Origin of the sequence: Pseudomonas anguilliseptica, from assembly GCF_900105355.1 — a bacterium.
Taxonomy (GTDB): Bacteria; Pseudomonadota; Gammaproteobacteria; order Pseudomonadales; family Pseudomonadaceae; genus Aquipseudomonas; species Aquipseudomonas anguilliseptica.
Genome location: NZ_FNSC01000001.1, coordinates 2,335,396 through 2,358,562 on the forward strand (window position 1 = coordinate 2,335,396; position 23,167 = coordinate 2,358,562).

Below are 23,167 nucleotides of genomic sequence, written 5' to 3' on the forward strand. Positions count from 1 at the left end.
ACTATGACCGTTCTGAAGATGACCGACCTCGACCTCGCCGGTAAGCGCGTGCTGATCCGCGAAGACCTCAACGTGCCGGTAAAAGACGGCGCGGTGAAGAGCGCCGCGCGCATCCTCGCCTCCCTGCCGACCATCAAACTGGCATTGGAGAAGGGCGCAGCGGTCATGGTCTGCTCGCACCTGGGGCGTCCGACCGAGGGCGAATTCAGCGAAGAGAACAGCCTGGCGCCGGTCGCGGCCTACCTGAGCAAGGCCTTGGGCCGCGACGTACCGCTGGTAAAAGATTACCTCGGCGGCGTTGAGCTCAAGGCGGGCGAGATCGTGTTGTTCGAGAACGTGCGCTTCAACAAGGGCGAGAAAAAGAACGCCGATGAACTGGCCCAGCAGTACGCAGCGCTGTGCGACGTGTTCGTCATGGACGCCTTCGGTACCGCTCACCGCGCTGAGGGTTCGACCCATGGTGTGGCCAAGTTCGCCAAGGTCGCCTGCGCCGGCCCGCTGCTGGCGGCCGAGCTGGAAGCCCTGGGCAAGGCGCTGGGTAACCCGGCCAAGCCAATGGCCGCGATCGTTGCCGGCTCCAAGGTGTCGACCAAGCTCGACGTTCTGAACAGCCTGAGCCAGATCTGCGACCAGCTGATCGTCGGTGGCGGTATCGCCAACACCTTCCTTGCCGCCGCAGGTTTCCCTGTAGGCAAGTCGCTGTACGAGGCTGATCTGGTTGAGGCCGCCAAGGCCATCGCCGCCAAGGTCAGCGTGCCGCTGCCGGTTGACGTGGTCGTCGCCAAAGCCTTCGCTGAAGACGCCGAAGCCACCGTCAAGCTGGTGGCTGATGTGGCTGAAGACGACATGATTCTAGATATCGGCCCGCAAACTGCCGCGCAGTTTGCCGAGTTGCTGAAATCCTCGAAAACCATCCTGTGGAACGGCCCGGTCGGGGTGTTCGAGTTCGACCAGTTCGGCAACGGCACCAAGGTGCTGGCCCAGGCCATCGCCGAAAGCCCGGCGTTCTCCATCGCCGGTGGCGGCGACACCCTGGCGGCCATCGACAAATACAGTGTTGGCGCTCAGATCAGCTATATCTCCACTGGTGGCGGCGCCTTCCTCGAGTTCGTCGAGGGCAAGGTATTGCCGGCTGTTGAAGTGCTGGAACAACGCGCTAAGGCATAAGCAGCCTGATCATGGAGCGAGCCCCGATGATGAAGCGGATTACCCTGCTGACGTTGCTCAGCCTGCTTGGCGCCTGCGCCAGTCAGCCGGCACCGTCGGATAACTGGACGCGCTGGGTGTGCGACAGCCAAACCGAAGTGCTCTGGCGTTTTGCCGACAGCAGCCGTGAGTCCGTTGATGTGCGTTTGGGCGGTGGCGATATCGTCTATCGCCTGACCCAGGAGCCTGCCGGTTCGGGTGCGTTGTACAGCGACGGCCTGTTGTCCTTTCATACCAAGGGCGAAGAAGGGCTGGTCTACTGGACGGCCAAGGATGACCTGATCGGCCGCGGCTGCAAGGCACCCTGACAATGACTTGAACACAGGCCGGGTTCACCCCCGGTCTTAATGACTTGAATAGCGCCTGCCCCTGCGGCAGGCTTGCACGATTAACGAGCCCCACCGGGAGAAAGAACACCATGGCACTTATCAGCATGCGCCAGATGCTCGACCACGCCGCCGAATTCGGCTACGGCGTGCCGGCCTTCAACGTCAACAACCTCGAGCAGATGCGCGCGATCATGGAAGCGGCCGACAAGACCGATTCTCCGGTGATCGTCCAGGCTTCCGCCGGTGCCCGCAAATACGCCGGTGCGCCGTTCCTGCGCCACCTGATCCTGGCGGCTATCGAAGAATTCCCGCATATCCCGGTGTGCATGCACCAGGACCACGGCACCAGCCCCGACGTGTGCCAGCGTTCGATCCAACTAGGTTTCAGCTCGGTGATGATGGACGGCTCGCTGAAGGAAGACGGCAAGACCCCGGCCGACTACGACTACAACGTGCGCGTCACCCAGCAGACTGTGGCGTTTGCCCACGCCTGCGGCGTGTCGGTGGAAGGTGAGCTGGGTTGCCTGGGCAGCCTGGAAACCGGCATGGCCGGCGAAGAAGACGGCGTCGGCGCCGAAGGCGTGCTGGATCACAGCCAGATGCTCACCGACCCGGAAGAAGCCGCCGACTTCGTCAAGCGCACCCAGGTCGATGCCCTGGCCATCGCCATCGGCACCAGCCACGGCGCCTACAAGTTCACCAAGCCGCCGACCGGTGACATCCTCGCCATCGACCGCATCAAGGAAATCCACAAGCGCATCCCCAACACCCACCTGGTGATGCACGGCTCGAGCTCGGTGCCGCAAGAGTGGCTGGCGATCATCAACCAGTACGGCGGCGACATCAAAGAAACCTACGGCGTGCCGGTCGAGGAAATCGTCGAAGGCATCAAGTACGGTGTGCGCAAGGTCAACATCGACACCGACCTGCGCCTGGCGTCCACCGGTGCCATGCGCCGCCTGATGGCCACCAACCCGAGCGAGTTCGACCCGCGCAAGTTCTTCGGCGCCACCGTTACCGCCATGCGCGACATCTGCATCGCCCGTTACGAAGCCTTCGGCACCGCCGGTAATGCCTCGAAGATCAAACCGATCTCCCTGGAAGGCATGTTCCAGCGTTATGCCAAGGGTGAGCTGGCCGCCAAGGTCAATTAACCCCAGACGATCAGCTGCGCGTCGGCGCTACGGCGTTGAAAGCAGCCTCGGAATGCTCATGTACAACTCGTACACTCCGCTTCCTCGGCTGCTTTCGCCTTGTATCGCTCTAGCTCGCAAGATCGTGCGTAATTTGTACTGAGAGCCCCGCCGATGCGGGGCTTTTTGTTATTCGGGGGGAGATTCATGACGAGGTTGATCGCGCTGTTGGTCGTACTCATGGCATTAGCCGGCTGTGCCAGCCAGCCGCCGGTGAACGAGCCGACTGCGCCAGTGGTTGTGCCGAGTGATCCGCAGCAATGCCTTACTCGCGCGGAGTGCACCACCAAGCTGTCGCGCACGCTGCTGTTCATCTTCGACTACGCCGCAGCTGGCGCGCCGCTGGTGCAGCGCGAGGGGCGGTTGCTGTTTACCCCGGCCGATGCGCCGGTCAGCGACTGGCCGGCGTTGTATGTCCGCCTGGCCGAAGCCGAGCGGAGCGCCTTTGCCTTCAATGCGCAGTGCCGGACAACGGCTTGTCGCCTGACGGCCGCGCAGCTCTTGCAGGTTTACCGCAGTTATTTGCGTGGGCAACCCTGTGAGTTTCATGCCGATGCTCGGCCTTGTGTCAATAAAGCGAAGTAACCCGAGGCAGATGCCTCAAGGGTTGCGGCACGAACGAGTTGGCAGTTGAGTTGCGAGCAGTTGCGCAAATTCGGGATTTAACTGGTAAAAGCCGGCTAAGTTGCAGGCAACGTGCGGTGATTGGCGTCTTCGCAGTAGGGGGGTAGATAGAATCCGCGCCCCTTACTATTCATCAAGATGATGACGCTATGTTCAGAAAAATAATCAGAAAAGACCTGTACGTCTGCGCGCTAGCCCTGGCTTTGACCCCGCTGAGCGCGGCGGTTGCTGAGGTCAACCAGGCCCCTGAAGTGCGTGGCCACAGTGAGCACATCGCAGCTGGCAAAGTGAATGCCAGCTGGATCTGGGCACGCGATGCAGAAGGCGACCGGATCACTTTTGCGATTACCAAGCAGCCCAAGTACGGCCGTATCCAGCTGGACTGGAACACTGGGCGTTATGAGTATCAGCCGACGGCCAACGCTACTGGCCATTACGACGAGTTTGAATACCGCGCCACCGATGGCAAGAGCTGGTCGGCACCTGCCGTGGTGCAACTTAACCTGTTGCCTGTTGCCTGTTGCCTGCTGACGGCGGGGCCGGTAACCGTGCCCCAGAGGCCACCAGTCAGGTTCTAGCAGTGAACGCGGGTACGCTGTTTGAAGCGACTTTGCTGGGCCGCGATGCGGACCGCGATCCGCTGACGTTCAGCATCATTGATTACCCACGCTTGGGTAGCCTAAAACTGGATGCTAAAACCGGTCGTTATAGCTATCGGGCCTATCGTGATCAGAGCGCCCAGGACAGCTTCAGCTACCAGATCAGGGACAGCAAGCATGCCCACTCCGGCATTACCAAGGTTCGCCTGGAACTGCGTAGCGCCGCGCAACCGCCTGTTACGCCTCCCGTTACACCACCAGTGCAACCCCCTATAGAGCCGCCTGTTGTACCGCAACCACCGGTGCAGCCAACGCTGCCGCCGCTGGACCCCTTGCTGCGGACTAAAGCGGATTTCTCGCCAATGGTCCGTGAGGTGCTGGATAACGAGTTCTTCGTCGAGCATTTCCAGCATGCCAAGGCTGGTCGTCTGGAGGCGGTATTGGCTTCCATCGACTTTCTGGCCCGCCAGCAACAGATTCAGGACCCTGACCTGAACAAGCTTCTGTACTACGTGCGTGCCTATAACTACTTCCTGGGTTTCAGCAAGGCCACGCCGACGCAGTTGAGCATGCTGGAACACGCCCTGTTCCAGGTAGCGAACATGCGTGAGTTGCTGACCTACCAGAAAGCTTCCGGGCAAGTGATAGAGGGCTATGTTGTCGGTCTTGGTGCGCTGATGGCCACGCCGCAATCCAGTGCCAGCATCGTGCGGCACCTGCCGCGCTTGCAGTCGCTATTGCAGCATTTCAGCAACACCGCACAGCTGAGCAAGGAGCGCAGTTACGGTGATGCGGTATTCGAAACCCTGAACCTGTTTGACCGTTTTGGCTGGGCTGAAGGCGCATTGCGCAGTGCCTTGATCCAGGACAACCGCTTTGCCGATGCCATCGCCGAACTGGCCAGCAGCCGCAATGCGCTGTGGCTCAATCGCGATGGCTTTGTCGTGATGAACGCGATTGAGGCCTTGGGCAAACTTGCCCAGTTGAGTGATGGCGTCTGGCGCGAGGGCAACAACCGTGCCGTGCGTCAGGTGATGCAGGCGCACCTTGGACAAGGGGTGCTGGATGATTTGGAGCTGAAGAGCAACTTCCGCAGTTATTACGTGGACTACGCCTACCGCGCAGATGTCGACGGTGCCTGTAGCAGTCTGTTCAACGGGCTGTGCTACAAGTTTGAAGTTGCTCAGGTGTTGCCACAAACGCACGTTTGCGGTCCCACGCTTAAGGTGCGCTCGCAGCCATTGAGCCAGACGCAAATGCTGGAAATCTGCCAGAGCCTGGGCAGGCAGGAGCAGGACTTCCATCGCATCATGCAGACCAACTGGACGCCGGTAGCCGATGACCTCAATGCGACGTTGGAGCTGGTGATCTTCTCCAGTCGCGAGCAGTACCAGAAGTTCGGTGGGCTGCTGTATGGCTTCAGCACCGACAATGGCGGCATGTACCTGGAAGGTAGCCCGTGGCTGGCGGGTAATCAGCCACGTTTCTTCGCGTATGTGCAGGCGGGGCAGGTGTGGAACCTGAATCATGAGTACGTCCACTACCTGGACGGTCGCTTCAATCAATACGGCGCCTTTGGCCACTATCCATTGAATCTGACCACCTGGTGGGCAGAAGGGTTGGCAGAATACCTGGCCTGGGGAAGCCACTTCGAGCGTGGCATGAATGACATCAGTCGAGTGGCAGCCGCTCAGCGCCCGAGCCTTGAGGCTATTACCAAGCTGAGTTACGAGAGTGGCAGCAGCATGGTCTATCACTGGTCCTACACCCTGCATCGCTACCTGCAGGAGCGCGATCCAGCACGCCATCTGGCACTGGCTGCGCACCTGCGCCGCAATGACCTGGCTGCTTATCGGTTGGCGCTGGATGAGCTGAATCGGTCGCATGGCGCCCAGTATCCGCAGTGGCGCGACCAGCTACTTGCCAGCTGGCAGCAGCAACCGCGCAGTGCCGCGCAGCTGAGTGACGTGCAGGATATGCCTGAGCATGCCACGGCGCATCAGCGTCAGCTGGACACGCGTGCCAGCTTGGCTCGCCCGCCGCGTGACTGAAGCGCAGCTGGCATAAGGCCTATGGTTTGATCGGTAACGCATGCCCGTATCCTTGGATCGGGCATTTTTTATGGGCTTGGTTGCAGCTGGGCCGCGTTGTGCGCCGGTAATGACGCCGCACTTGGCAAGGCTTTTAGGAACTGCATGATCGCCAGGCTTACCCGTACGGTGTCTCTTGGCGAAAGGATGTCGCCGGCCAGCACGTGGTGTGACGGATCCTGGGTATCCTTGAGGGCGATCAATTGCTTGTGCGCCGAGCCGAAGCGGGTGAATGCGGCCTTGATCTCGTCTGGGCTGACCACCTGATCGTCCGCTGAATAAATAGTGAGAATCGGCGCGCTGATCTGCTCCAGCGGCTGCTCGCGTACGTATTTCACCAGCGCCATCATCGGCAGCAGCGCCTGTACCGGGTAGCGGTGAGTCCAGAAACGCGCCTGTTCGGCGTTGCGCGGTTGCCATTGATGTTCCGGGCCCAGCAGCAAGGGCACAAAGTGCGTGGCCCAGGGCCAGGTGAGCACAGTGGCGGCCGGGTTTTTGGGGGCAAAGTTCGGTGACACCATGACATAGGCCAGCACCTGCGGGTTATCACCCTGCAAGGCCAGCCAGGTGGCGAGGGTAGCGCCGGTCGAGGTGCCGATCACCAGCACCTGTTTACCCAAACGCTGACCGATCTGCAGAGCCTCCTGGCTGTCCTGCAGCCAGTCGTGCACGCTCGCTTCGGCCATCGCGGCGCCACTGCGGCCGTGACCGTTAAGGCGGGTGTAGAACAGGTTGGCGCCCAGTTGCTTTGCCAGCTGGCTGCTAAGCGGCGCAGTTTCCTGGCGGGTAGCCGAGTAGCCGTGGAGGTAGATGATCGCGAGATCGGTCTGGCGCTGATCTGGATGGGCCCAGACGACGGTCTTTTCCGCGCCGGGAGTGATGTCCGGATAGCGCGCTTCTGTCTCGGCCAGGTATCGGTCGAGGTCAGCAGGCAGCTGGATCGGCGTGAGTTGCGTATCGACTGTCGGTACGGGGCCGAGGCTGAATGCTACGGCTAACAACGCCAGAGTCAGTGCGCAGAAGGGCAGGGCTTTTCTCATCGTGCGGTTCTTGTATGGGTTTTTGTCGGCAGGATGGCTGCTGGCATTCTGCTACAGCGCTTTGATTGCGCCTATCGCCCATTTGTGGGCTTGGTAAAACCATGTAAAACACCGGCCACATGCAGCGCGGCGCGCTGGTCCATACTCGGGCCACCGCCGTCTCTGGATATCTGTCTGCATGCCAAGCAAATTGCGCACTCTGTTGTACTTCTTTCTGGCTGTGCTGCTGGCGAGTGTGATGGGCACTGTGCTGCAGACCCAGTTCAATCTGGCCAACCTGCAGGCTCTTGGCGCGCCCATGCCGCTTGGCGTCCGGGTGCAGACTACCTGCCTCGACCTGCTGGGCTTTAGCCCGACCTTCGCGGTGCTGGTGATCCTCGGTTTTACCTTCGCCTTGCCGGCGGCTAGCCTGCTGGCGCGTGTCTGGCCAATGGGGCGCTGGCTGCTGTTTATCCTGGCCGGAGCCATCGCGGTGCTGGCGGCGATGGCGCTGGCCAATGCGCTGCTGCCGATGCCGACGCTGATCGGCGCCAACCGCAGCCTGGCCGGCACCCTCGGGCTGATGGCCTGCGGCAGCCTGGGCGCGCTGTTATTTGCTGTGCTGGTGCGGCGCTCATCGCCTGCGCAATCCTGATTTATCCCTCTGCAAGCAAAAGGCCCGAACCATGTTGAATACATCCCGCGCCCTGTTGTTGCTTGGTCTGCTTGGCAGCAGCCTGGCGCACGCCATGGATTACCGCATCGAAACCGTGACCGCAGGCCTGGAGCATCCCTGGTCGCTGGCCTTCCTGCCGGATGGCCGCATGCTGGTCACCGAACGAGTCGGTCGCCTGCGCATCATCGAGCAGGACGGCAGTCTGAACCCGCAACCTGTCGGCGGAGTGCCCGAGGGGTTTGTCGCGGCCCAGGCCGGGCTGATGGAGGTGCTGCTTGACCCTGAGTTCGCCAGCAATCAGCAGCTTTATCTGAGTTACGCCTACGGCACTGCCCAGGCCAATAACACCCGTCTGAGCAAGGCGCGGCTGGTCGATGGCCAGCTGCAGGACGTGCAGGTGATGTTCAGCGCACAGCCGGCCAAGTCCGGTGCCGCGCATTACGGTGGGCGCATGGCCTGGCTGCCGGACAACAGCCTGGTGCTGACCCTGGGGGATGGTTTCGACTGGCGCGAGCAGGCCCAAGATCCGAGCAACCACCTCGGCAAGATCGTGCGCCTCAACCGTGATGGCAGTATTCCCAAGGACAACCCGCTGGTGGGCCAGGCCGGCGCGGCGGCGGAGATCTACAGCCTGGGCCATCGCAACGTGCAGGGCATCGTCTATGACGCCGCATTGCCGCGTCTATACAGTCATGAGCACGGCCCACGCGGAGGCGACGAGCTGAACCTGATCGAGCCCGGTAACAACTATGGCTGGCCGCTGATTACCTTCGGTGTGGATTACACCGGTGCGCAGATTTCGCCCTACACCGAGCTGCCCGGCTTGCAGCAGCCCTTGCTGCAATGGACGCCCTCGGTCGCACCGTCGAGCCTGACCCAGTACCGCGGTGCATTGTTCCCCGAGTGGCAGGGTGACCTGTTCGCTTCGACCCTGGCCGAACGCAGCGTGCGTCGCATTCGACTGCAGGACGGTAAGCTGGCGGGTGAAGAAATACTGTTCGAGGAACTCGAGGAGCGTATTCGCGACGTGCGCGCCGGCCCGGATGGTGCGCTGTACCTGCTCACCGACAGTGCTGATGGTCGCCTGCTACGGGTGCTGCCGAGCCAGTAACCGCTCCGCCGAATGGCGCTATAAGCCGCACCCCGTTGCGTGCGGCTTGCGGCATAATCCACGGCCTTATCGTGCCCACGCCATTCGACCATGACCCCGCTTAAATACCTGCAAGGTTACCCGGCCCAGCTGCAAGACAAGATTCGCCAGCTGATTGCCGAGCAGCGCCTGGGTGATTATCTGGCGCGTTCCTACAGCGGCAAGCACGCGATTCAGAGTGACAAGGCGCTGTACGCCTATATCCACGGGTTCAAACAGGAGCACCTGCGCAATGCCCCGGCCATCGACAAGGTGCTCTACGACAATCGCCTCGACCTGACCCACCGTGCCCTTGGTCTGCACACGGCGATTTCGCGGGTGCAGGGCGGCAAGCTCAAGGCGAAGAAGGAAATCCGCGTGGCTTCATTGTTCCGTGAGGCCGCGCCGGAGTTTCTGCAGATGATCGTGGTGCACGAGCTGGCGCACCTGAAAGAGGCCGAGCACAACAAGGCCTTCTACAAGCTTTGTGAGTATATGCTGCCAGGCTATCACCAGCTGGAGTTCGACCTGCGGGTGTACCTGACCTGGCGCGAACTGCCGGGCTCTGCCGGCGCGCTGTCAGCCCCGCAGCAGTAGGTTGAGCTGGTCGACCACCTCGGCCCAGTCAGCATCTTCAAGAATTTCTTCGTACAGAAAGGCTGCTTGCGCCTTGTCCCAGAACGGCGCGTCGGCCAACCGGCAGCCTTCCGGTAAAGGCGAGTGCTGTTTGATAAAACGGTCGATGCTGGCCTGGTCATGGTCCAGGCCAAGTTGTTTGAACAGTGACGGCAGGCTGTGGGTATGTGCTTGCATGGGGGCTCCTGAGGTTGGATGGCGAAGGAATACACTGACTATCAAGTGATAGCAGCTTTATCGACAGGCAGGCACTCGAACCGCTGCATGCTGGTGTTTTACCAAACGGGCTTGGGCATTGCTGCGTGCATCGGGGCTGACCTGCTAGTGAATTGTCTGTAAAATTCGTTAATCCAATGCCGGGCCAGTATACTGCGCGCTCTATCGTCATGAATTGAGCTCCCATATGGCCCGGCCAGCAGCCCCATTCTTCTTGAGTCCCAGTGATGCCGACATGCTGCAAGGCTGGTTACGCATGGGATCGCTGCCTCAGAGCATCGGCCAGCGGGCCAGAATTCTGTTGCTGCTGGCCAACGGTCTCACGCCCAAGGAGATCAGCGAGCAGCTGCAAGTCTCTGCGCCAGTGGTCTTCAAATGGCGTAAACGCTACCAGGAGACCGGTCTGGAGGGGCTGAGTGACCTGCGGCGCAGTGGAGCGCCTCGCAAGCTCAACGAAGCGAAGATCAAGGAAATCCTGACGCTGACGACCCAGCGAGTCCCGCGCGAAGCTACCCACTGGAGCCTACGGTTGATGGCCAAGTACGCTGGGGTCAGCATCTGGCAGGTCGCACAGGTGTGGGCTGCTGCCGACCTCAAGCCGCACCGGTTGAAAACCTTCAAGATCAGTAACGACCCGCACTTTGCAGACAAAGTGGTCGATGTCGTCGGACTCTATTTGAATCCGCCCGACAACGCCCTGGTGCTATCTGTTGACGAAAAAACACAGATCCAGGCGCTGGACCGCACACAGCCCATGCTGCCGCTCAAGCCCGGGCAGATTGAGCGGCGGACGCATGACTATAAGCGCCACGGTACGGCCAGTCTGTACGCAGCCTTTGACATCCTGACGGGTAAGGTCATCGGCCGTATCACCCAGCGGCACAGGGCCAAGGAGTTTTTGGAGTTCCTTCGACAGATCGACCGCAGCACCCCCGCCGAGCTGGACCTGCATGTAATTCTGGACAACAGCTCGACTCACAAGACCGCTGCCGTCAGGGAATGGCTGGAGAAGCATCCCCGTTTCAAGCTGCACTTCACACCGACCAGCGCCTCGTGGCTGAACGCCGTGGAGGGCTGGTTTGCGCAACTGGAAAGACGGGCGCTTTATCGTGATGCCTTCAGCAGCGTGGCTGACCTGAGAGCGGCGATACGTCGCTTCATTGAGGCTCATAACGAACATTCGGCTAAGCCGTTCCGCTGGAGCAAAACGGCTGAGTCGATTATCAGCTCCGTGCATCGAGCAAAGCTGGCTGTAATTCGGAATGAGTTATTGGATTAACCAGACAGGCCACTAGGCTGGCAGATACCGCCATCCCATGGCTGAGGCCACTCCCCCCATGTGTTCGAGTTTTCTGCGCAGGCTGTCGCTTGCATGTTGCTGCGTGCTGCTGATCGCGCCTCTGGCGGCGCGCGAGTTGTTGGCTGTCGGCAGCAATTTTCCCGGTGTATTCGAGCAGCACGGCAGCGGCCATAGCGGCCTTGCCACAAGCGTGTTGCGTCAGACACTGGAGCCGTTGGGCTATCAGGTTCGTTTCGAATTGCATCCCTGGGCTCGCGCGCAGCACATGGTGGCGCGCGGGGAGGGCGATATCCTTATCGGGCCCTATAAGAACGCCGCGCGTGAGCAACTCTTTGCCTTCTCTGCTCGGCCTTTTTACCGCGACCACATCGTCTTCTACTGTCAACGCGGCAGCGTGTTGCGCTGGCGCGGCGACTATCAGCAGTTGCTCGGTCGGCGCATCGGGGTGGTACGTGCCTGGGCTTATGGGGCGCATTTCGACAGCCGGCGTGAACAGCTCGAGTTGGTCACCGTGGAAAGGGTCGAGAATGGCCTGAAGATGCTCGTCGCCGGCCGCCTGGATCTTCTGGCCAGCAATCAGCGCAATACCCAGCCGGAGCTTTTGGCGCTGGGGCTGGCTGACAAGCTTGAGCAGCTAGCAACGCCGATCGACCTGCAGGACGGCTACTTCGCCTTCCCCCGTGATGAGCGTTACCGGCCTTTGCGTGAGGAGTTCGATCGGGCGCTGCAGCAGATGATTGAACAGGGCCGGCTGGCGCAGTTGGCTGCCGACTGGCAGGTGGAAATTCCTTAAACGACTCGCACAATTTCCAACAGCTGTGCGCCACTTGCCAGCCGCAGGGTCACTTCGTCGCCGACGCTCTTGCCAAGCAGGATCTGCCCGAGAGGTGCTTGCGGGCCAATCACCTGCACGGCCTGGCCATCCTGCAGCAGTTTCATCGCCGCGCCGTCCGGGCCGAGGAACAGGCATTGGCGGCGCTCTTCATCGTCTCTCAACTCAATCAGTGCGCCGAGCTGGATGCCCAGTAGTGGGTCAAAAGTGCGTAACACCAGCTGCTTCCAGTTGGCCAGGGTCTGACGAATGGCGGCGGCGCGACGGGCCTGCCCTGTAGCCAGGTAGGACGCCTCCAGGCCGAGGGTGTCGTATTTGTTTTCGGCGATATTTTCTTCATGGGTCGCCGCTTCATAGGCGGTCAACGCCGCCTGCTGGGCCTGCAGCAGATCATCTTCGAGGCGGGCGATTACCTGTTGCAGCAGCTGGGCTTTGTTCATGTTTGCTTCTTCAGTAGATGCGCCGCCAGGGTGCGCAGTGCCCCGAGCTGGCGGCAGATCAGCGCCAGCTGGGTTTGTACCAGCCGCTGCGAGTCATCCAGGTCGTCGCTGAGGCGTTCAAGCGCGGCTGCCAGTTGCTCTTCGGCGTCACTGTGGATGGCCACCGGGCGCTCGTCGTCGAGGCAGCTGGCAATCTCGTCCAGGCTGGCGGCCAACTGGCTGGCGCTGGCCAGCAGTGGGTTGTCGCTGCCACTCAGGCTGGTTTCGCCACGGTGTGCGCCAAGGCCCGAGAGGTAGCTCAAGAGAGTGTGCGAGAGCACCAGAAAGCGAAAGCCGATATCCGCTTCCTTACGAAAGTGCCCCGGCTCCATCAGCATATTGCCCAGGGTGGTCGAGAGTGTGGCGTCAGCGTTGTGTGCGTTACGCCGGGCCAGGCGATAGGCCAGGTCGTCACGCTTGCCGCTGGCGTACTGGGCAATGATCTGTTGCAGGTAGCGGCTGTTGCAGCTCAGGGTGCTGGCCAGCAGGCGATTCAGGCGGCGGCCCTGCCAGTCCGGCAGGATTAGCAATACGGCCAGGCCGGCGATCAGGCTGCCGAACAAGGTGTCGACCAGGCGTGGAATAAACAGCCCGTAGCCATCGCCGACCTGGTTGAAGCAGAACAGCACCAGCAGGGTGATGGCGGCGGTGGCCAAGGTGTAGCGGCTGCTGCGCAGGGCAAAGAACACCACCCCGGCGACCACCGCGAACAGCGCTTGCACCAGTGGATTGGGGAACAGGTCGAACAGCGCCCAGCCGAGCAGCAGGCCGAGCACGGTGCCGCTGATACGCTGCACCAGCTTGATCCGTGTGGCGCCGTAGTTGGGCTGGCAGACAAACAGGGTGGTCAGCAGAATCCAGTAGCCTTGGGTCGGGTGAATCCAGTGCAGCACGCCGTAACCCGCCGCCAACGCCAGGGACAGGCGCAGTGCGTGGCGAAACAGCAGCGAGGTGGGCGTCAGTTGCAGGCGCACACGCTCCCACACCTCGCGCAGCGACTGCGGCTCACGGTCGAGCAGGCTGTTGTCCTGCTGCTCCGCCATGGCGTCGGGGTTGCTGGCGTTGCCCAGCAGCGCATCCAGGCTGCGCAGGTTGCCAGCCAGGGCACCGAGCGAGCGCAATAGATGACGCCAAGCCGGGTTGCTCTGCACGCGCAGGTGTTCGAGGGAGTCGTGCAGGTCGTCCAGCGCCTGGCGGCACAGCTCGCGGTACTCGAAGGGCTGGCGTAGCTCGATGGCCTGGGCCAGACGCTGACAGGCTTCGCCATGCAGGCGCAGCAGACGCTGGCAGCGGAACAACACATCGCTGTGAAAGAACGCCTCGGCCAGCTCGTTGTAGGGGTAGTGCGAGGAGCTGGCGCGTTCGTGAATGTCCTGGGCGAGAAAGTACCGTTTCAGGTAGCGGCTGACCTTCGGCCCCGGCCGGCCATTGCCGACCCGGTGCAGAATGATTTCCTTGGCCGCATTCAGCGCGGCCACTACGCGACCGTTCTGTTTGGCCAGGGCCAGGCGGCGTTCTTCCACATCCAGCTGACGCAGCGGTTCTAACAGTGCGGCCTTGAGCTTGAGGTACTGGCCCAGCTCGCGAAACAGCCGCGCCAGGCTGTGCTGTACCGGCTGGTTGGCGAACAGCGCATTCCACAGCACCGACAGCAGGCCATACCAGGCCGCGCCGGCCACCAGCAGCAACGGCTCTTGCCACAGCCCGGCCGCGCCGCCGCGCTGCTCCACGCCGATCATGCTGTACACCGCGAGAATCAGCGTGGCCGCACCGAGGGTGGCGTAGCGTTCGCCCAGTGCGCCGAGCATGGTCAGGGCAAAGCTCGATAGCGCCAGGGCGCAGACGAACAGCCAGGGGTAGGGGAAGAGGAATTCCACCGCATAGGCCGCCACGCTGAAGCAGCCGAGGGTGACCAGCAGCGCGATCACGCGGCCCTGCCAGCCGTCGTCGGTTTCCGCCAGGGCGCTGGCGATGACGCCGAGAAACAGTGGAATCAGCGCATGCATCCAGCCCTGCGACCAGCACAGCAGCAGCGCCCCGCTCAGGGCGATAAACACCCGCAGGCTGTAGCTGAATTTGTCCTGGGCCCAGAGGCAACGAAACGAGTGGCGCAGCGCAGTGGACGGCATAGCCCGACCTTGATCAACCGTAACAGGTAGCAGCCTAACGGAGTCTGTGTCGACTTGGCAGCAGCAAGCGGCGCTCGAGCCGATTAAAATGTCGCTCTGATCGGTTGCGTGATGTGAATCACTGCGACCGGGCTACGCTAAAGCTATCTGCTCATTAGCGAGGCATCGGCCATGTTGTTCACTTGTGTGCGTGGACTGTTCCCGCTGTTGTTTGTCAGCCTGCTGTGCGTGAGCCTGCAGGCCCAGCCGTTACGCCTGTATACCGAAGAATACCCACCCATCAACTTCAGCAAGAACGGCGAGCCGACTGGCCTGGCCACCGAAGTGGTGCAAGCAATCATGCAGCGTACCGGGCAAAGTGTGCCGATTAGTGTGGTGCCCTGGGCACGGGGTTATCAGCTTGCTCTGACGCGCGCCAATACTGGGCTGTTCGTGACCATGCGCACTCGTGAGCGTGAGCAGCTGTTCAAGTGGGTCGGGCCGATTACCCGCAATGTCACCAGCTTCTATGCGCTGCGCCGTTCTTTTCTGTCGATCAAGAGTCTGGACGATGCCCGCGAGTATGGCGAAATTGCTGTGCCGCGCGACTGGTACAGCCACCAGCGCCTTCTGGCCGAGGGCTTTAGCAACCTTGCCCCGGTCACCGGGCCTGCGCAGATGGTGAGCATGCTCAAGCGCGGGCGGGTCAAGCTGATGGTGCTGGATAACCTCAGCCTCAATGCACTGCTGGCGCAGGGCGATATCCAGGCCGACGAGGTGCAGTTGCTGTTCAACTACATGCACAGCGACAGCTATATCGCCTTTTCCCAACAGACCGATGATGCGCTGATCAGCCGCTGGCAGCGTGAGCTCGATACTATGAAGATCGATGGCAGTTTTGCCGCGATCCACCAGAAATGGCTACCAGGCGTGCCTTTGCCACCGCTGGCGCCGGGGCCGGGGCCGGAGCTTTGACGTTTCAGGCGAATTGCGCCGCCGCATAGCCAGAAGCCCAGGCCCACTGGAAGTTGAAGCCGCCCAGGTGGCCCGTCACATCCAGCACTTCACCGACAAAATACAGCCCCGGCGATTTCAGCGACTCCATGGTTTTTGACGACACCTCGCGGGTGTCCACGCCGCCCAAGGTGACCTCGGCCGTGCGGTAGCCTTCTGTGCCCGCTGGCACCAGTTGCCAATCACCGAGCTGCTCGGCAATCGTCTTGAGTTCGGCATGGGTGTATTGCTTCATGGGTTTGGAGACAAACCAGTTGTCGGCCAGAAAACCGGCCATCTTCTTGGTGAACAGCTCGGCGAGCAGGGTCTTCAGCTCGCTGTTGGGCCGTTCGCGCTGCTGCTCGGCCAGCCACTCGGGCAGGTCAATATGCGGCAGTAGGTTAATGCTGATGGCGTCGCCCGGTTGCCAGAACGAGGAAATCTGCAAAATCGCCGGCCCGCTTAAGCCGCGGTGGGTAAACAGGATGTTTTCCTTGAAGCTTTGCCCATTGCAGCTCACCACGCAGTCTTCCACCGAGGTGCCGGACAGCTCGCTGCACAGCGCCTTGAGTTGTGGATCGGTGATGGTAAATGGCACCAGGCCGGCGCGGGTCGGCAGCAGGGTATGACCGAACTGCTTGGCTATCTGATAGCCAAAGCCCGTGGCGCCGAGGGTCGGAATCGACAGGCCGCCGGTGGCGATCACCAGCGATTCGCAGCGTACCAAGCCTGCGCTGGTTTGCAGCTGGTAGCCGCTGTCCAGTTTGCTGATCTCGCTGACCGATGTATCCAGGCGCAGCGTCACGCCGGCTTCATCGCACTCGCTGAGCAACAGGCCGAGGATGTCGCTGGCCTTGTTATCGCAGAACAGCTGGCCGAGTTTCTTCTCGTGGTAGGGCGCGCCGTGTTTGGCCACCAGGCCGATAAAGTCCCACTGGGTATAGCGTGCCAGGGCGGATTTGCAGAAGTGCGGGTTTTCCGAGAGAAAGTTGCCCGGCTCGCAGTACATATTGGTGAAATTGCAGCGTCCGCCGCCCGACATAAGGATTTTCTTGCCGGCCTTATTGGCGTGATCCAGCAACAGCACCTGACGGCCGCGCGCGGCAGCCGTCAATGCGCACATAAGCCCGGCGGCTCCGGCGCCAATAATCACGACCTGGGGTGTAAGCACAGCCATTTCCTCAACCTGCGACACGCGCCAAGGCTGGCGCAAAACAGCGCGCATCTTAACTGCAAGTTGTCGGGTGCGCTTGCGGACGGGACGTGAGGTCGTAGGTCATGACCTGCATGCCGATTTCGAACAGGTCAGTGCTGAATGGGATTTCGCCGCAGGCATGGAAACCGAAGCGTGAGTAGAAGGCTTGTGCCGCTCGATTGCTCTTTAGAACATCCAGCCACAGCCGCTGTTGTTGGCGTGCTGCAGCACGCTCACAGATAGCCCTCAGTAACTGCGTGCCATAGCCTTTACCGGTCGCGGACTTGAGCAGGTAGATCTTCTGCAGTTCTGCGCCCACTGCGTTATGCAGTGGCATGCGGCTGTTCCAGTTGAGTTTGGCAAAGCCCTGAGTATTGCCGGCCCCGTCCTTGGCCAGCAGCCATAGATGCTGGTTCGTTGCCGCGAGCGAGCTGGCTAGGTTCTCGCTTGAGAAATCATCGGAAAGAAAACGCTGCATCCCCGCGCGCGTCCAGATTCCACTGAAATGCTCACGGTAGGTATCGCAGCCGATGCGCTGCAAGGCCTCTAGGTCAGCATGTGTGGCATCGTGAATGCATAGGGATTGTTGTGGCGCCATGTGGCGGAACTCCTGTTTGCCGTGCTGAGTTGTTGTGTGCACAGAATAGCTTTCGCTGTGTTCGCTGCTATGAGCACGCTGTCAAAAAGCGCTGTGGCAGCTAGGATTAGTTTTCTGCTTTCTCTGGAATTGCCGTTGATGAATGGACTGCGTGCCTGCCTGCTGTCGTGGCTGCTGATGGCGCCCCTGTATGGCTATGCTGCAGAGACCTTGCGTCTGGTGGCGGACCCTTGGCCGCCGTTCAATGACCAGTTGCTGCTAAACAACGGCGTAGCTTCCGACCTGGTGATCATTGCCCTGACGCGCGCCGGCTACTCCACCAATTACACTCAGGTACCTTGGGAGCGCGCGGTGCGGGGGTTGCAGCAGGGCATCTATGACGTGGCGGTCAGCGCCTGGTACACCGATGAGCGGGCGGTGTTTGGCCATTACTCACAGCCTTACCTGATCAACCGCATCCGTTTTCTGCAACGCAAGGGCAGCCAGATCAAGTTCACCCAGTTGCCCGACCTGTACCCCTACAGCATTGCCGTGGTGCGCGGTTATGCCTATTCCAGCGAGTTTGATCAGGACAGCCGGCTGACCAAGGTCGGCGTGGTCGGCTTTGAAGTGGGCGCGCGTATGCTGCAGGCGCGGCGGGTGCAACTGACCCTGGAAGATGAGCTGGTGGCGCGCTTTCACCTGAGCCGTAGCCTGGCCGGGATTCGTGATCAGTTGGAGTTTTTGCCGCAACCCTTGAGCGAGAACGGCCTGCATATTCTGGTCAGCCGCAAACATCCGCAGCATCAGCAGATTGCCGATGCCTTCAACAAGGCGATTGAGGAAATGCGCGCCGATGGCAGCTATGCGCAGATTTTTCAGCGTCACGGGCTCTAGGGATCCTCTGAAGTAGCCATGCATTTCTGGCTGACGTCAGCCTCTGCTGATTTCGAAAGTGATAAATCGATCAAAAACGATCAGATTACCGGCTCATTTCTGTGTTTTTAGCCGCCGCGAGCACCTCGCGGCAGCCATTTCCAGCATTACGGGCGCACCTCTCCTGCATTCGTCAGTAAATGTCGGCGCGCCATCCACAGATTTGACAGCGCGAATAAAGTCACCAGTTGCGCCGTGTTTTTGACCAGGCCACGGAAGCGCGTCTTCACATAACCGAACTGACGCTTGATCACCCGAAACGGATGCTCGACCTTGGCTCGCACTTGGGCCTTGGCCTTCTCGATTTTGCGCTTGGCTTTGTACAGCGCGCTGCGCTTACCGAGTTTCTTGTAAGTGCTACGCCGTGCTGCAACCTGCCAGATCACTTGACGGCCCTCATGCTCGGGGCGCTTCTCGACACCGGTATATCCGGCATCGGCCCCCACCATGTTTTCCTCGCCGTGCAGCAGCTTATCGACCTGGGTGACATCCGCCACGTTGGCGGCAGTACCCACCACGCTGTGCACCAAGCCAGACTCGTCATCCACCCCGATGTGCGCCTTCATGCCGAAGTAATACTGATTGCCTTTCTTGGTTGAGTGCATCTCAGGGTCACGCTTACCGTTCTTGTTCTTGGTTGAACTCGGCGCGTTGATCAGCGTGGCATCGACGATGGTGCCTTGGCGCAGCGACAAACCACGGTCACCCAGGTAGCCATTGATCACGGCCAGGATGCCGGCAGCCAGTTCGTGTTTTTCCAGCAAGCGGCGGAAGTTGAGGATGGTGGTTTCGTCAGGAATGCGCTCCAGAGTCAGCCCGGCAAACTGGCGTAGGATGGTGGTCTCGTACAGCGCCTCTTCCATCGCCGGATCGCTGTAACCGAACCAGTTTTGCATCAGATGCACTCGCAGCATCGCCATCAGCGGATAGGACGGTCGGCCGCCTTCACCCTTTGGATAATGCGGCTCGATCAAAGCGATCAACCCTTTCCATGGCACTACCCGATCCATCTCGATCAGGAACAATTCTTTGCGGGTCTGCTTGCGCTTGCCGGCGTACTCGGCGTCGGCGAAGGTCATCTGCTTCATCGGAAAACTCGGCGGGTGGAGTGCGGATATTTTGCCAAAATCAGGAAGTCTTTTTCAGACCATCCTTAGAGGCGTCGATGATGCATCGTCAGTCAGCGCTGGCTATTGCCAGCAGTTACGCCCGCGGCCCTGATTTTTGGCCTGATACAAGCGCAGGTCGGCCTGGTGCAGCAGGCTTTCCAGATCATCCGGGGCGCCGTTGTAGATACCGGCGCTGAAGGACAGCGGTGGTGCGCCGATGGCGTACTTCAAGGTAGCGCAATGGCTGCGTAGCTGGTCGAGGGTGTCGCTTAAGGTCGCAGCATCCTGCTGGCTGACCATGGCGAACTCTTCACCGCCCAGGCGGCCGAGCAGGGCGTCGGGGAAGGCGGCGGAAAACGCGCGGGAGAAGGCAATCAGTGCCGCGTCGCCGCTGGCATGGCCGTGTTCGTCGTTGATTCGCTTGAAGAAGTCCAGATCGAGCATCGCCACGCTGAGGTCGCGCCCGCCGGAGCGGGCCTGCTGGAACAGCTGCTGGCCGTGCTCATAAAAGGCGCGGCGGTTGTTCAGGCCGGTGAGGGCATCGAACTGCGCGGCCTGCTTGAGGGCGCGTAGCAGGTCGCGGCGCTCCAGGGTCGACATCACCCGACAGTTGAGTTCTTCCGGGCAGAAGGGTTTGCGCAGGAAGTCATCGGCACCGTGCTTGATGAACTTGGCGCTGAGCGAGCCCTTGGTGTCGGCGGACAGGCCGAGAATGATCAGCTCGTGGCGCTTCATCGCGGCGTCAGTACGTGGCGGATGTAATGGCGGGTGGCGTCGGAGTCCTCGGCAATAAGGATTTTCACCTCGCTGTTACTTTCCAGGCGGTGCAGCAGGCGGAAGGCGTACTCGTAGGAGTGCTGACTTTCCTTGAGCACGTAGTCGACCACGCCTTTGAGCCGCATCTGATCGCGGCGCTGCTCGTTGTAGGTGCCGCTGAGCACGATGCAGGGCAGGTGATAGCTCATCACCACGTCGACAATCTCACCGTCCGGGGCGTCCGGCAGGTTGAGGTCGACGATGGCGGCGAAGAACAGCTCGGCCGAGGTTTCCAGCATCACCTGGGCTTCGCCCATGGAGGCGCAGAAGATCGGCTGAAAGCCGGTCTCCTTGCGAAACAGATGTTCGAGAATTTTCAGCACCAGTGGGCTGTCTTCGATCACCAGAATATTGCGCAAGGGGGGGACTCCTCTGTCGCTGGCAGCGTTAGCGCGCCGTCTATTTAGCTCGTGCGATTAGGCAACTATAGGGTACGAATACGCAGTGAGCGGCCCTTGATCTTGCCTTCGCTGAGGCACTTGAGCGCCTGCATGGCCACGCTGCGCTCAACGGCCACATAGGCCTGGAAGTCGAAGATAGCGATCTTGCCGACCTGCGCGCCAGGGATGCCAGCCTCGCCAGTCAGGGCGCCGAGAATATCGCCGGGGCGCAGCTTGTCTTTGCGCCCGGCACCGATGCACAGGGTAATCATCGGTGGCTGCAGTGGTGCGCCGCCCTGGTGTTTGAGGCTGCTCAGTGGATGCCAGTTGAGCGGCGCCCTTTGCAGGGTTTCGATGGCCTGGGCGCGATGGCCTTCGGCAGGGGCTACCAGGCTCATGGCCAGCCCCTTTTCACCGGCACGACCGGTGCGGCCGACGCGGTGAATGTGAATTTCCGAGTCGCGCGCCAGTTCCACGTTGATCACCATGTCCAGCGCATCGATATCCAAGCCGCGGGCGGCGACATCGGTGGCCACCAGTACCGACAGGCTGCGGTTGGCAAACATCGCCAGCACCTGGTCACGGTCGCGTTGTTCCAGGTCACCATGCAGTGCGGCGGCCGAGATGCCTTTGGCGGTCAGGTGGTCGACCACGTCCTGGCACTGCTGCTTGGTAAAGCAGAAGGCCACGCAGGACTGCGGGCGGAAGCTGTTGAGTAGCTTGACCACGGCGTCCAGGCGCTCTTCCGGAGCGATTTCGTAGAAGCGCTGCTCGATCTGCGTGTCGTCGTGCAGGGCCTCGGCCTTGACCTGCTGCGGGTCGCGCATAAAGGCCGCGGCCAGTTGCTTGATCCCGGCCGGGTAGGTGGCGGAGAACAGCAGGGTCTGCCGACGGCTCGGGGTCTGCCCGATGATATCGGCGATGCTGTCGTAGAAGCCCATGTCGAGCATGCGGTCGGCTTCGTCGAGTACCAGGGTATTCAGGCCGTCGAGCTTCAGGGTGCCCTTGCTCAGGTGCTGCTGGATGCGCCCCGGGGTGCCGACGATGATCTGCGCGCCGTGTTCCAGTGAGCCGATCTGCGGGCCGAACGGCACACCGCCGCACAGGGTGAGAATCTTGATGTTGTCTGCCGAGCGCGCCAGGCGGCGCAGTTCCTTGGCCACCTGGTCGGCCAGCTCGCGGGTCGGGCACAGCACCAGCGCCTGACAGCCGAAGTAGCGTGGGTTGAGCGGGTTGAGCAGGCCGATGCCGAAGGCCGCGGTCTTGCCGCTGCCAGTCTTGGCCTGGGCAATCAGATCCATGCCCTTGAGCATTACCGGCAGGCTCTGCGCCTGGATCGGGGTCATCTCGGTATAACCGAGGGACTCGAGGTTGGCCAGCATGGCGGCGGAAAGCGGCAGAGAAGAGAAAGCGGTGTGGGTCACGGTACAGGCCTGCTAAACGAAATGGCGTGCAGTGTAACAGGCTAGCTGCTGCGGCTTAGCTCTAACGGTCAGCCGGTCTTTGCAATGTGTAGAAGCTGTTTCTAACGCGGCAGGGCCGACACGCAGCAGATCGTTATGGATCCTCTGAAGTAGCCATGCATTTCTGGCTGACGTCAGCCTCTGCTGATTTCGAAAGTGATAAATCGATCAAAAACGATCAGATTACCGGCTCATTTCTGTGTTTTTAGCCGCCGCGAGCACCTCGCGGCAGCCATTTCCAGCATTACGGGCGCACCTCTCCTGCATTCGTCAGTAAATGTCGGCGCGCCATCCACAGATTTGACAGCGCGAATAAAGTCACCAGTTGCGCCGTGTTTTTGACCAGGCCACGGAAGCGCGTCTTCACATAACCGAACTGACGCTTGATCACCCGAAACGGATGCTCGACCTTGGCTCGCACTTGGGCCTTGGCCTTCTCGATTTTGCGCTTGGCTTTGTACAGCGCGCTGCGCTTACCGAGTTTCTTGTAAGTGCTACGCCGTGCTGCAACCTGCCAGATCACTTGACGGCCCTCATGCTCGGGGCGCTTCTCGACACCGGTATATCCGGCATCGGCCCCCACCATGTTTTCCTCGCCGTGCAGCAGCTTATCGACCTGGGTGACATCCGCCACGTTGGCGGCAGTACCCACCACGCTGTGCACCAAGCCAGACTCGTCATCCACCCCGATGTGCGCCTTCATGCCGAAGTAATACTGATTGCCTTTCTTGGTTGAGTGCATCTCAGGGTCACGCTTACCGTTCTTGTTCTTGGTTGAACTCGGCGCGTTGATCAGCGTGGCATCGACGATGGTGCCTTGGCGCAGCGACAAACCACGGTCACCCAGGTAGCCATTGATCACGGCCAGGATGCCGGCAGCCAGTTCGTGTTTTTCCAGCAAGCGGCGGAAGTTGAGGATGGTGGTTTCGTCAGGAATGCGCTCCAGAGTCAGCCCGGCAAACTGGCGTAGGATGGTGGTCTCGTACAGCGCCTCTTCCATCGCCGGATCGCTGTAACCGAACCAGTTTTGCATCAGATGCACTCGCAGCATCGCCATCAGCGGATAGGACGGTCGGCCGCCTTCACCCTTTGGATAATGCGGCTCGATCAAAGCGATCAACCCTTTCCACGGCACTACCCGATCCATCTCGATCAGGAACAATTCTTTGCGGGTCTGCTTGCGCTTGCCGGCGTACTCGGCGTCGGCGAAGGTCATCTGCTTCATCGGAAAACTCGGCGGGTGGAGTGCGGATATTTTGCCA

At 60.9% G+C, this 23,167-nt stretch carries 22 protein-coding genes and 1 pseudogene; 13 read left to right on the forward strand and 10 right to left on the reverse strand.

Translation table 11 applies throughout. The features are described from left to right. Nucleotides 1-3 precede the first annotated feature (3 nt). From BLW24_RS11265 to BLW24_RS11290, 6 genes are all read left to right on the forward strand, one after another. Entirely contained in the window at nt 4-1,167 is a 1,164-nt protein-coding gene (locus BLW24_RS11265; protein ID WP_090380500.1) for a phosphoglycerate kinase, read from the forward strand. Nucleotides 1,168-1,196: 29 nt separating this feature from the next. Beyond that, on the forward strand, nt 1,197-1,514 hold the full coding sequence (locus BLW24_RS11270; protein WP_090387702.1) for an MliC family protein: 318 nt from the start codon (nt 1,197-1,199) through the stop codon (nt 1,512-1,514). 110 nt (nt 1,515-1,624) lie between these two features. Then, complete coding sequence (gene fba / locus BLW24_RS11275; protein WP_090380503.1) at nt 1,625-2,689, forward strand: class II fructose-bisphosphate aldolase; 1,065 nt, start codon at nt 1,625-1,627, stop codon at nt 2,687-2,689. Nucleotides 2,690-2,875: 186 nt separating this feature from the next. Next, nucleotides 2,876-3,313, forward strand: coding sequence for a hypothetical protein (locus BLW24_RS11280; protein WP_090380506.1), 438 nt, complete (start codon nt 2,876-2,878; stop codon nt 3,311-3,313). A 188-nt stretch (nt 3,314-3,501) separates the two neighbouring features. Next, the gene (locus BLW24_RS11285) at nt 3,502-3,930 is read left to right on the forward strand and encodes an Ig-like domain-containing protein (protein WP_139272659.1); all 429 of its coding nucleotides are present in this window, start codon (nt 3,502-3,504) and stop codon (nt 3,928-3,930) included. Nucleotides 3,931-3,932: 2 nt separating this feature from the next. Then, nucleotides 3,933-6,002, forward strand: coding sequence for a collagenase (locus BLW24_RS11290; RefSeq protein WP_090380512.1), 2,070 nt, complete (start codon nt 3,933-3,935; stop codon nt 6,000-6,002). A 68-nt stretch (nt 6,003-6,070) separates the two neighbouring features. Here the strand turns inward: BLW24_RS11290 and BLW24_RS11295 are convergent, their stop codons facing one another. Continuing rightward, nucleotides 6,071-7,081 carry an alpha/beta hydrolase gene (locus BLW24_RS11295; protein ID WP_090380515.1) on the reverse strand — a complete coding sequence of 337 codons (1,011 nt, stop codon included), beginning with the start codon at nt 7,079-7,081 and terminating at the stop codon, nt 6,071-6,073. Between the two features lie 178 nt (nt 7,082-7,259). On the opposite strand from BLW24_RS11295, the gene BLW24_RS11300 reads away from it, so the two are divergent. From BLW24_RS11300 to BLW24_RS11310, 3 genes are all read left to right on the forward strand, one after another. After that, the gene (locus BLW24_RS11300) at nt 7,260-7,715 is read left to right on the forward strand and encodes a hypothetical protein (RefSeq protein ID WP_090380518.1); all 456 of its coding nucleotides are present in this window, start codon (nt 7,260-7,262) and stop codon (nt 7,713-7,715) included. A 31-nt stretch (nt 7,716-7,746) separates the two neighbouring features. After that, nucleotides 7,747-8,847, forward strand: coding sequence for a PQQ-dependent sugar dehydrogenase (locus BLW24_RS11305; RefSeq protein ID WP_090380521.1), 1,101 nt, complete (start codon nt 7,747-7,749; stop codon nt 8,845-8,847). A 90-nt stretch (nt 8,848-8,937) separates the two neighbouring features. After that, entirely contained in the window at nt 8,938-9,462 is a 525-nt protein-coding gene (locus BLW24_RS11310; protein ID WP_090380523.1) for a YgjP-like metallopeptidase domain-containing protein, read from the forward strand. On the opposite strand, the gene BLW24_RS11315 is transcribed toward BLW24_RS11310, so the two are convergent. Then, nucleotides 9,445-9,678: a DUF2789 domain-containing protein gene (locus BLW24_RS11315; RefSeq protein ID WP_090380526.1), complete on the reverse strand. Its 234-nt coding sequence runs from the start codon at nt 9,676-9,678 to the stop codon at nt 9,445-9,447. The genes BLW24_RS11310 and BLW24_RS11315 overlap by 18 nt on opposite strands. 226 nt (nt 9,679-9,904) lie before the next feature. Here BLW24_RS11315 and BLW24_RS11320 point away from each other — a divergent pair, with 226 nt between their 5' ends. Then, entirely contained in the window at nt 9,905-10,996 is a 1,092-nt protein-coding gene (locus BLW24_RS11320; RefSeq protein ID WP_090375546.1) for an IS630 family transposase, read from the forward strand. Between the two features lie 103 nt (nt 10,997-11,099). Continuing rightward, nucleotides 11,100-11,810, forward strand: a complete 711-nt coding sequence (locus BLW24_RS11325) for a substrate-binding periplasmic protein (protein WP_167360355.1) — start codon at nt 11,100-11,102, stop codon at nt 11,808-11,810. Here the strand turns inward: BLW24_RS11325 and BLW24_RS11330 are convergent. Next, nucleotides 11,807-12,289, reverse strand: coding sequence for a GreA/GreB family elongation factor (locus tag BLW24_RS11330; RefSeq protein ID WP_090380530.1), 483 nt, complete (start codon nt 12,287-12,289; stop codon nt 11,807-11,809). The two genes, BLW24_RS11325 and BLW24_RS11330, sit on opposite strands and share 4 nt — an antisense overlap. Continuing rightward, nucleotides 12,286-14,457 (reverse strand): YccS family putative transporter, encoded by a 2,172-nt coding sequence (gene yccS / locus BLW24_RS11335; protein ID WP_090380533.1) that lies wholly within the window; start codon nt 14,455-14,457, stop codon nt 12,286-12,288. The genes BLW24_RS11330 and yccS overlap by 4 nt, the downstream gene beginning before the upstream one ends. Nucleotides 14,458-14,628: 171 nt before the next feature. Between yccS and BLW24_RS11340 the strand changes: the two genes are divergently transcribed. Beyond that, on the forward strand, nt 14,629-15,411 hold the full coding sequence (locus BLW24_RS11340) for a substrate-binding periplasmic protein (RefSeq protein WP_244161145.1): 783 nt from the start codon (nt 14,629-14,631) through the stop codon (nt 15,409-15,411). A 4-nt stretch (nt 15,412-15,415) separates the two neighbouring features. Here the strand turns inward: BLW24_RS11340 and BLW24_RS11345 are convergent, their stop codons facing one another. Then, nucleotides 15,416-16,606 (reverse strand): BaiN/RdsA family NAD(P)/FAD-dependent oxidoreductase, encoded by a 1,191-nt coding sequence (locus BLW24_RS11345; RefSeq protein WP_420875036.1) that lies wholly within the window; start codon nt 16,604-16,606, stop codon nt 15,416-15,418. Nucleotides 16,607-16,655: 49 nt separating this feature from the next. Next, a complete protein-coding gene (locus BLW24_RS11350) occupies nt 16,656-17,222 on the reverse strand; it encodes a GNAT family N-acetyltransferase (protein ID WP_090380536.1) in 567 nt (188 codons plus the stop codon). Between the two features lie 138 nt (nt 17,223-17,360). On the opposite strand from BLW24_RS11350, the gene BLW24_RS11355 reads away from it, so the two are divergent. After that, the gene (locus tag BLW24_RS11355) at nt 17,361-18,098 is read left to right on the forward strand and encodes a substrate-binding periplasmic protein (protein ID WP_090380539.1); all 738 of its coding nucleotides are present in this window, start codon (nt 17,361-17,363) and stop codon (nt 18,096-18,098) included. A gap of 146 nt (nt 18,099-18,244) precedes the next feature. Here the strand turns inward: BLW24_RS11355 and BLW24_RS11360 are convergent, their stop codons facing one another. From BLW24_RS11360 to BLW24_RS11375, 4 genes and pseudogenes are all read right to left on the reverse strand, one after another. Next, the gene (locus BLW24_RS11360) at nt 18,245-19,225 is read right to left on the reverse strand and encodes an IS5 family transposase (RefSeq protein WP_090375326.1); all 981 of its coding nucleotides are present in this window, start codon (nt 19,223-19,225) and stop codon (nt 18,245-18,247) included. Nucleotides 19,226-19,327: 102 nt separating this feature from the next. Further along, nucleotides 19,328-20,421 (reverse strand): annotated as a pseudogene (locus BLW24_RS11365) (diguanylate cyclase domain-containing protein). 65 nt (nt 20,422-20,486) lie between these two features. After that, nucleotides 20,487-21,866 (reverse strand): ATP-dependent RNA helicase DbpA, encoded by a 1,380-nt coding sequence (dbpA, locus tag BLW24_RS11370; RefSeq protein WP_090380542.1) that lies wholly within the window; start codon nt 21,864-21,866, stop codon nt 20,487-20,489. Nucleotides 21,867-22,149: 283 nt separating this feature from the next. Next, entirely contained in the window at nt 22,150-23,130 is a 981-nt protein-coding gene (locus BLW24_RS11375) for an IS5 family transposase (protein WP_090375326.1), read from the reverse strand. Nucleotides 23,131-23,167: the final 37 nt, after the last annotated feature.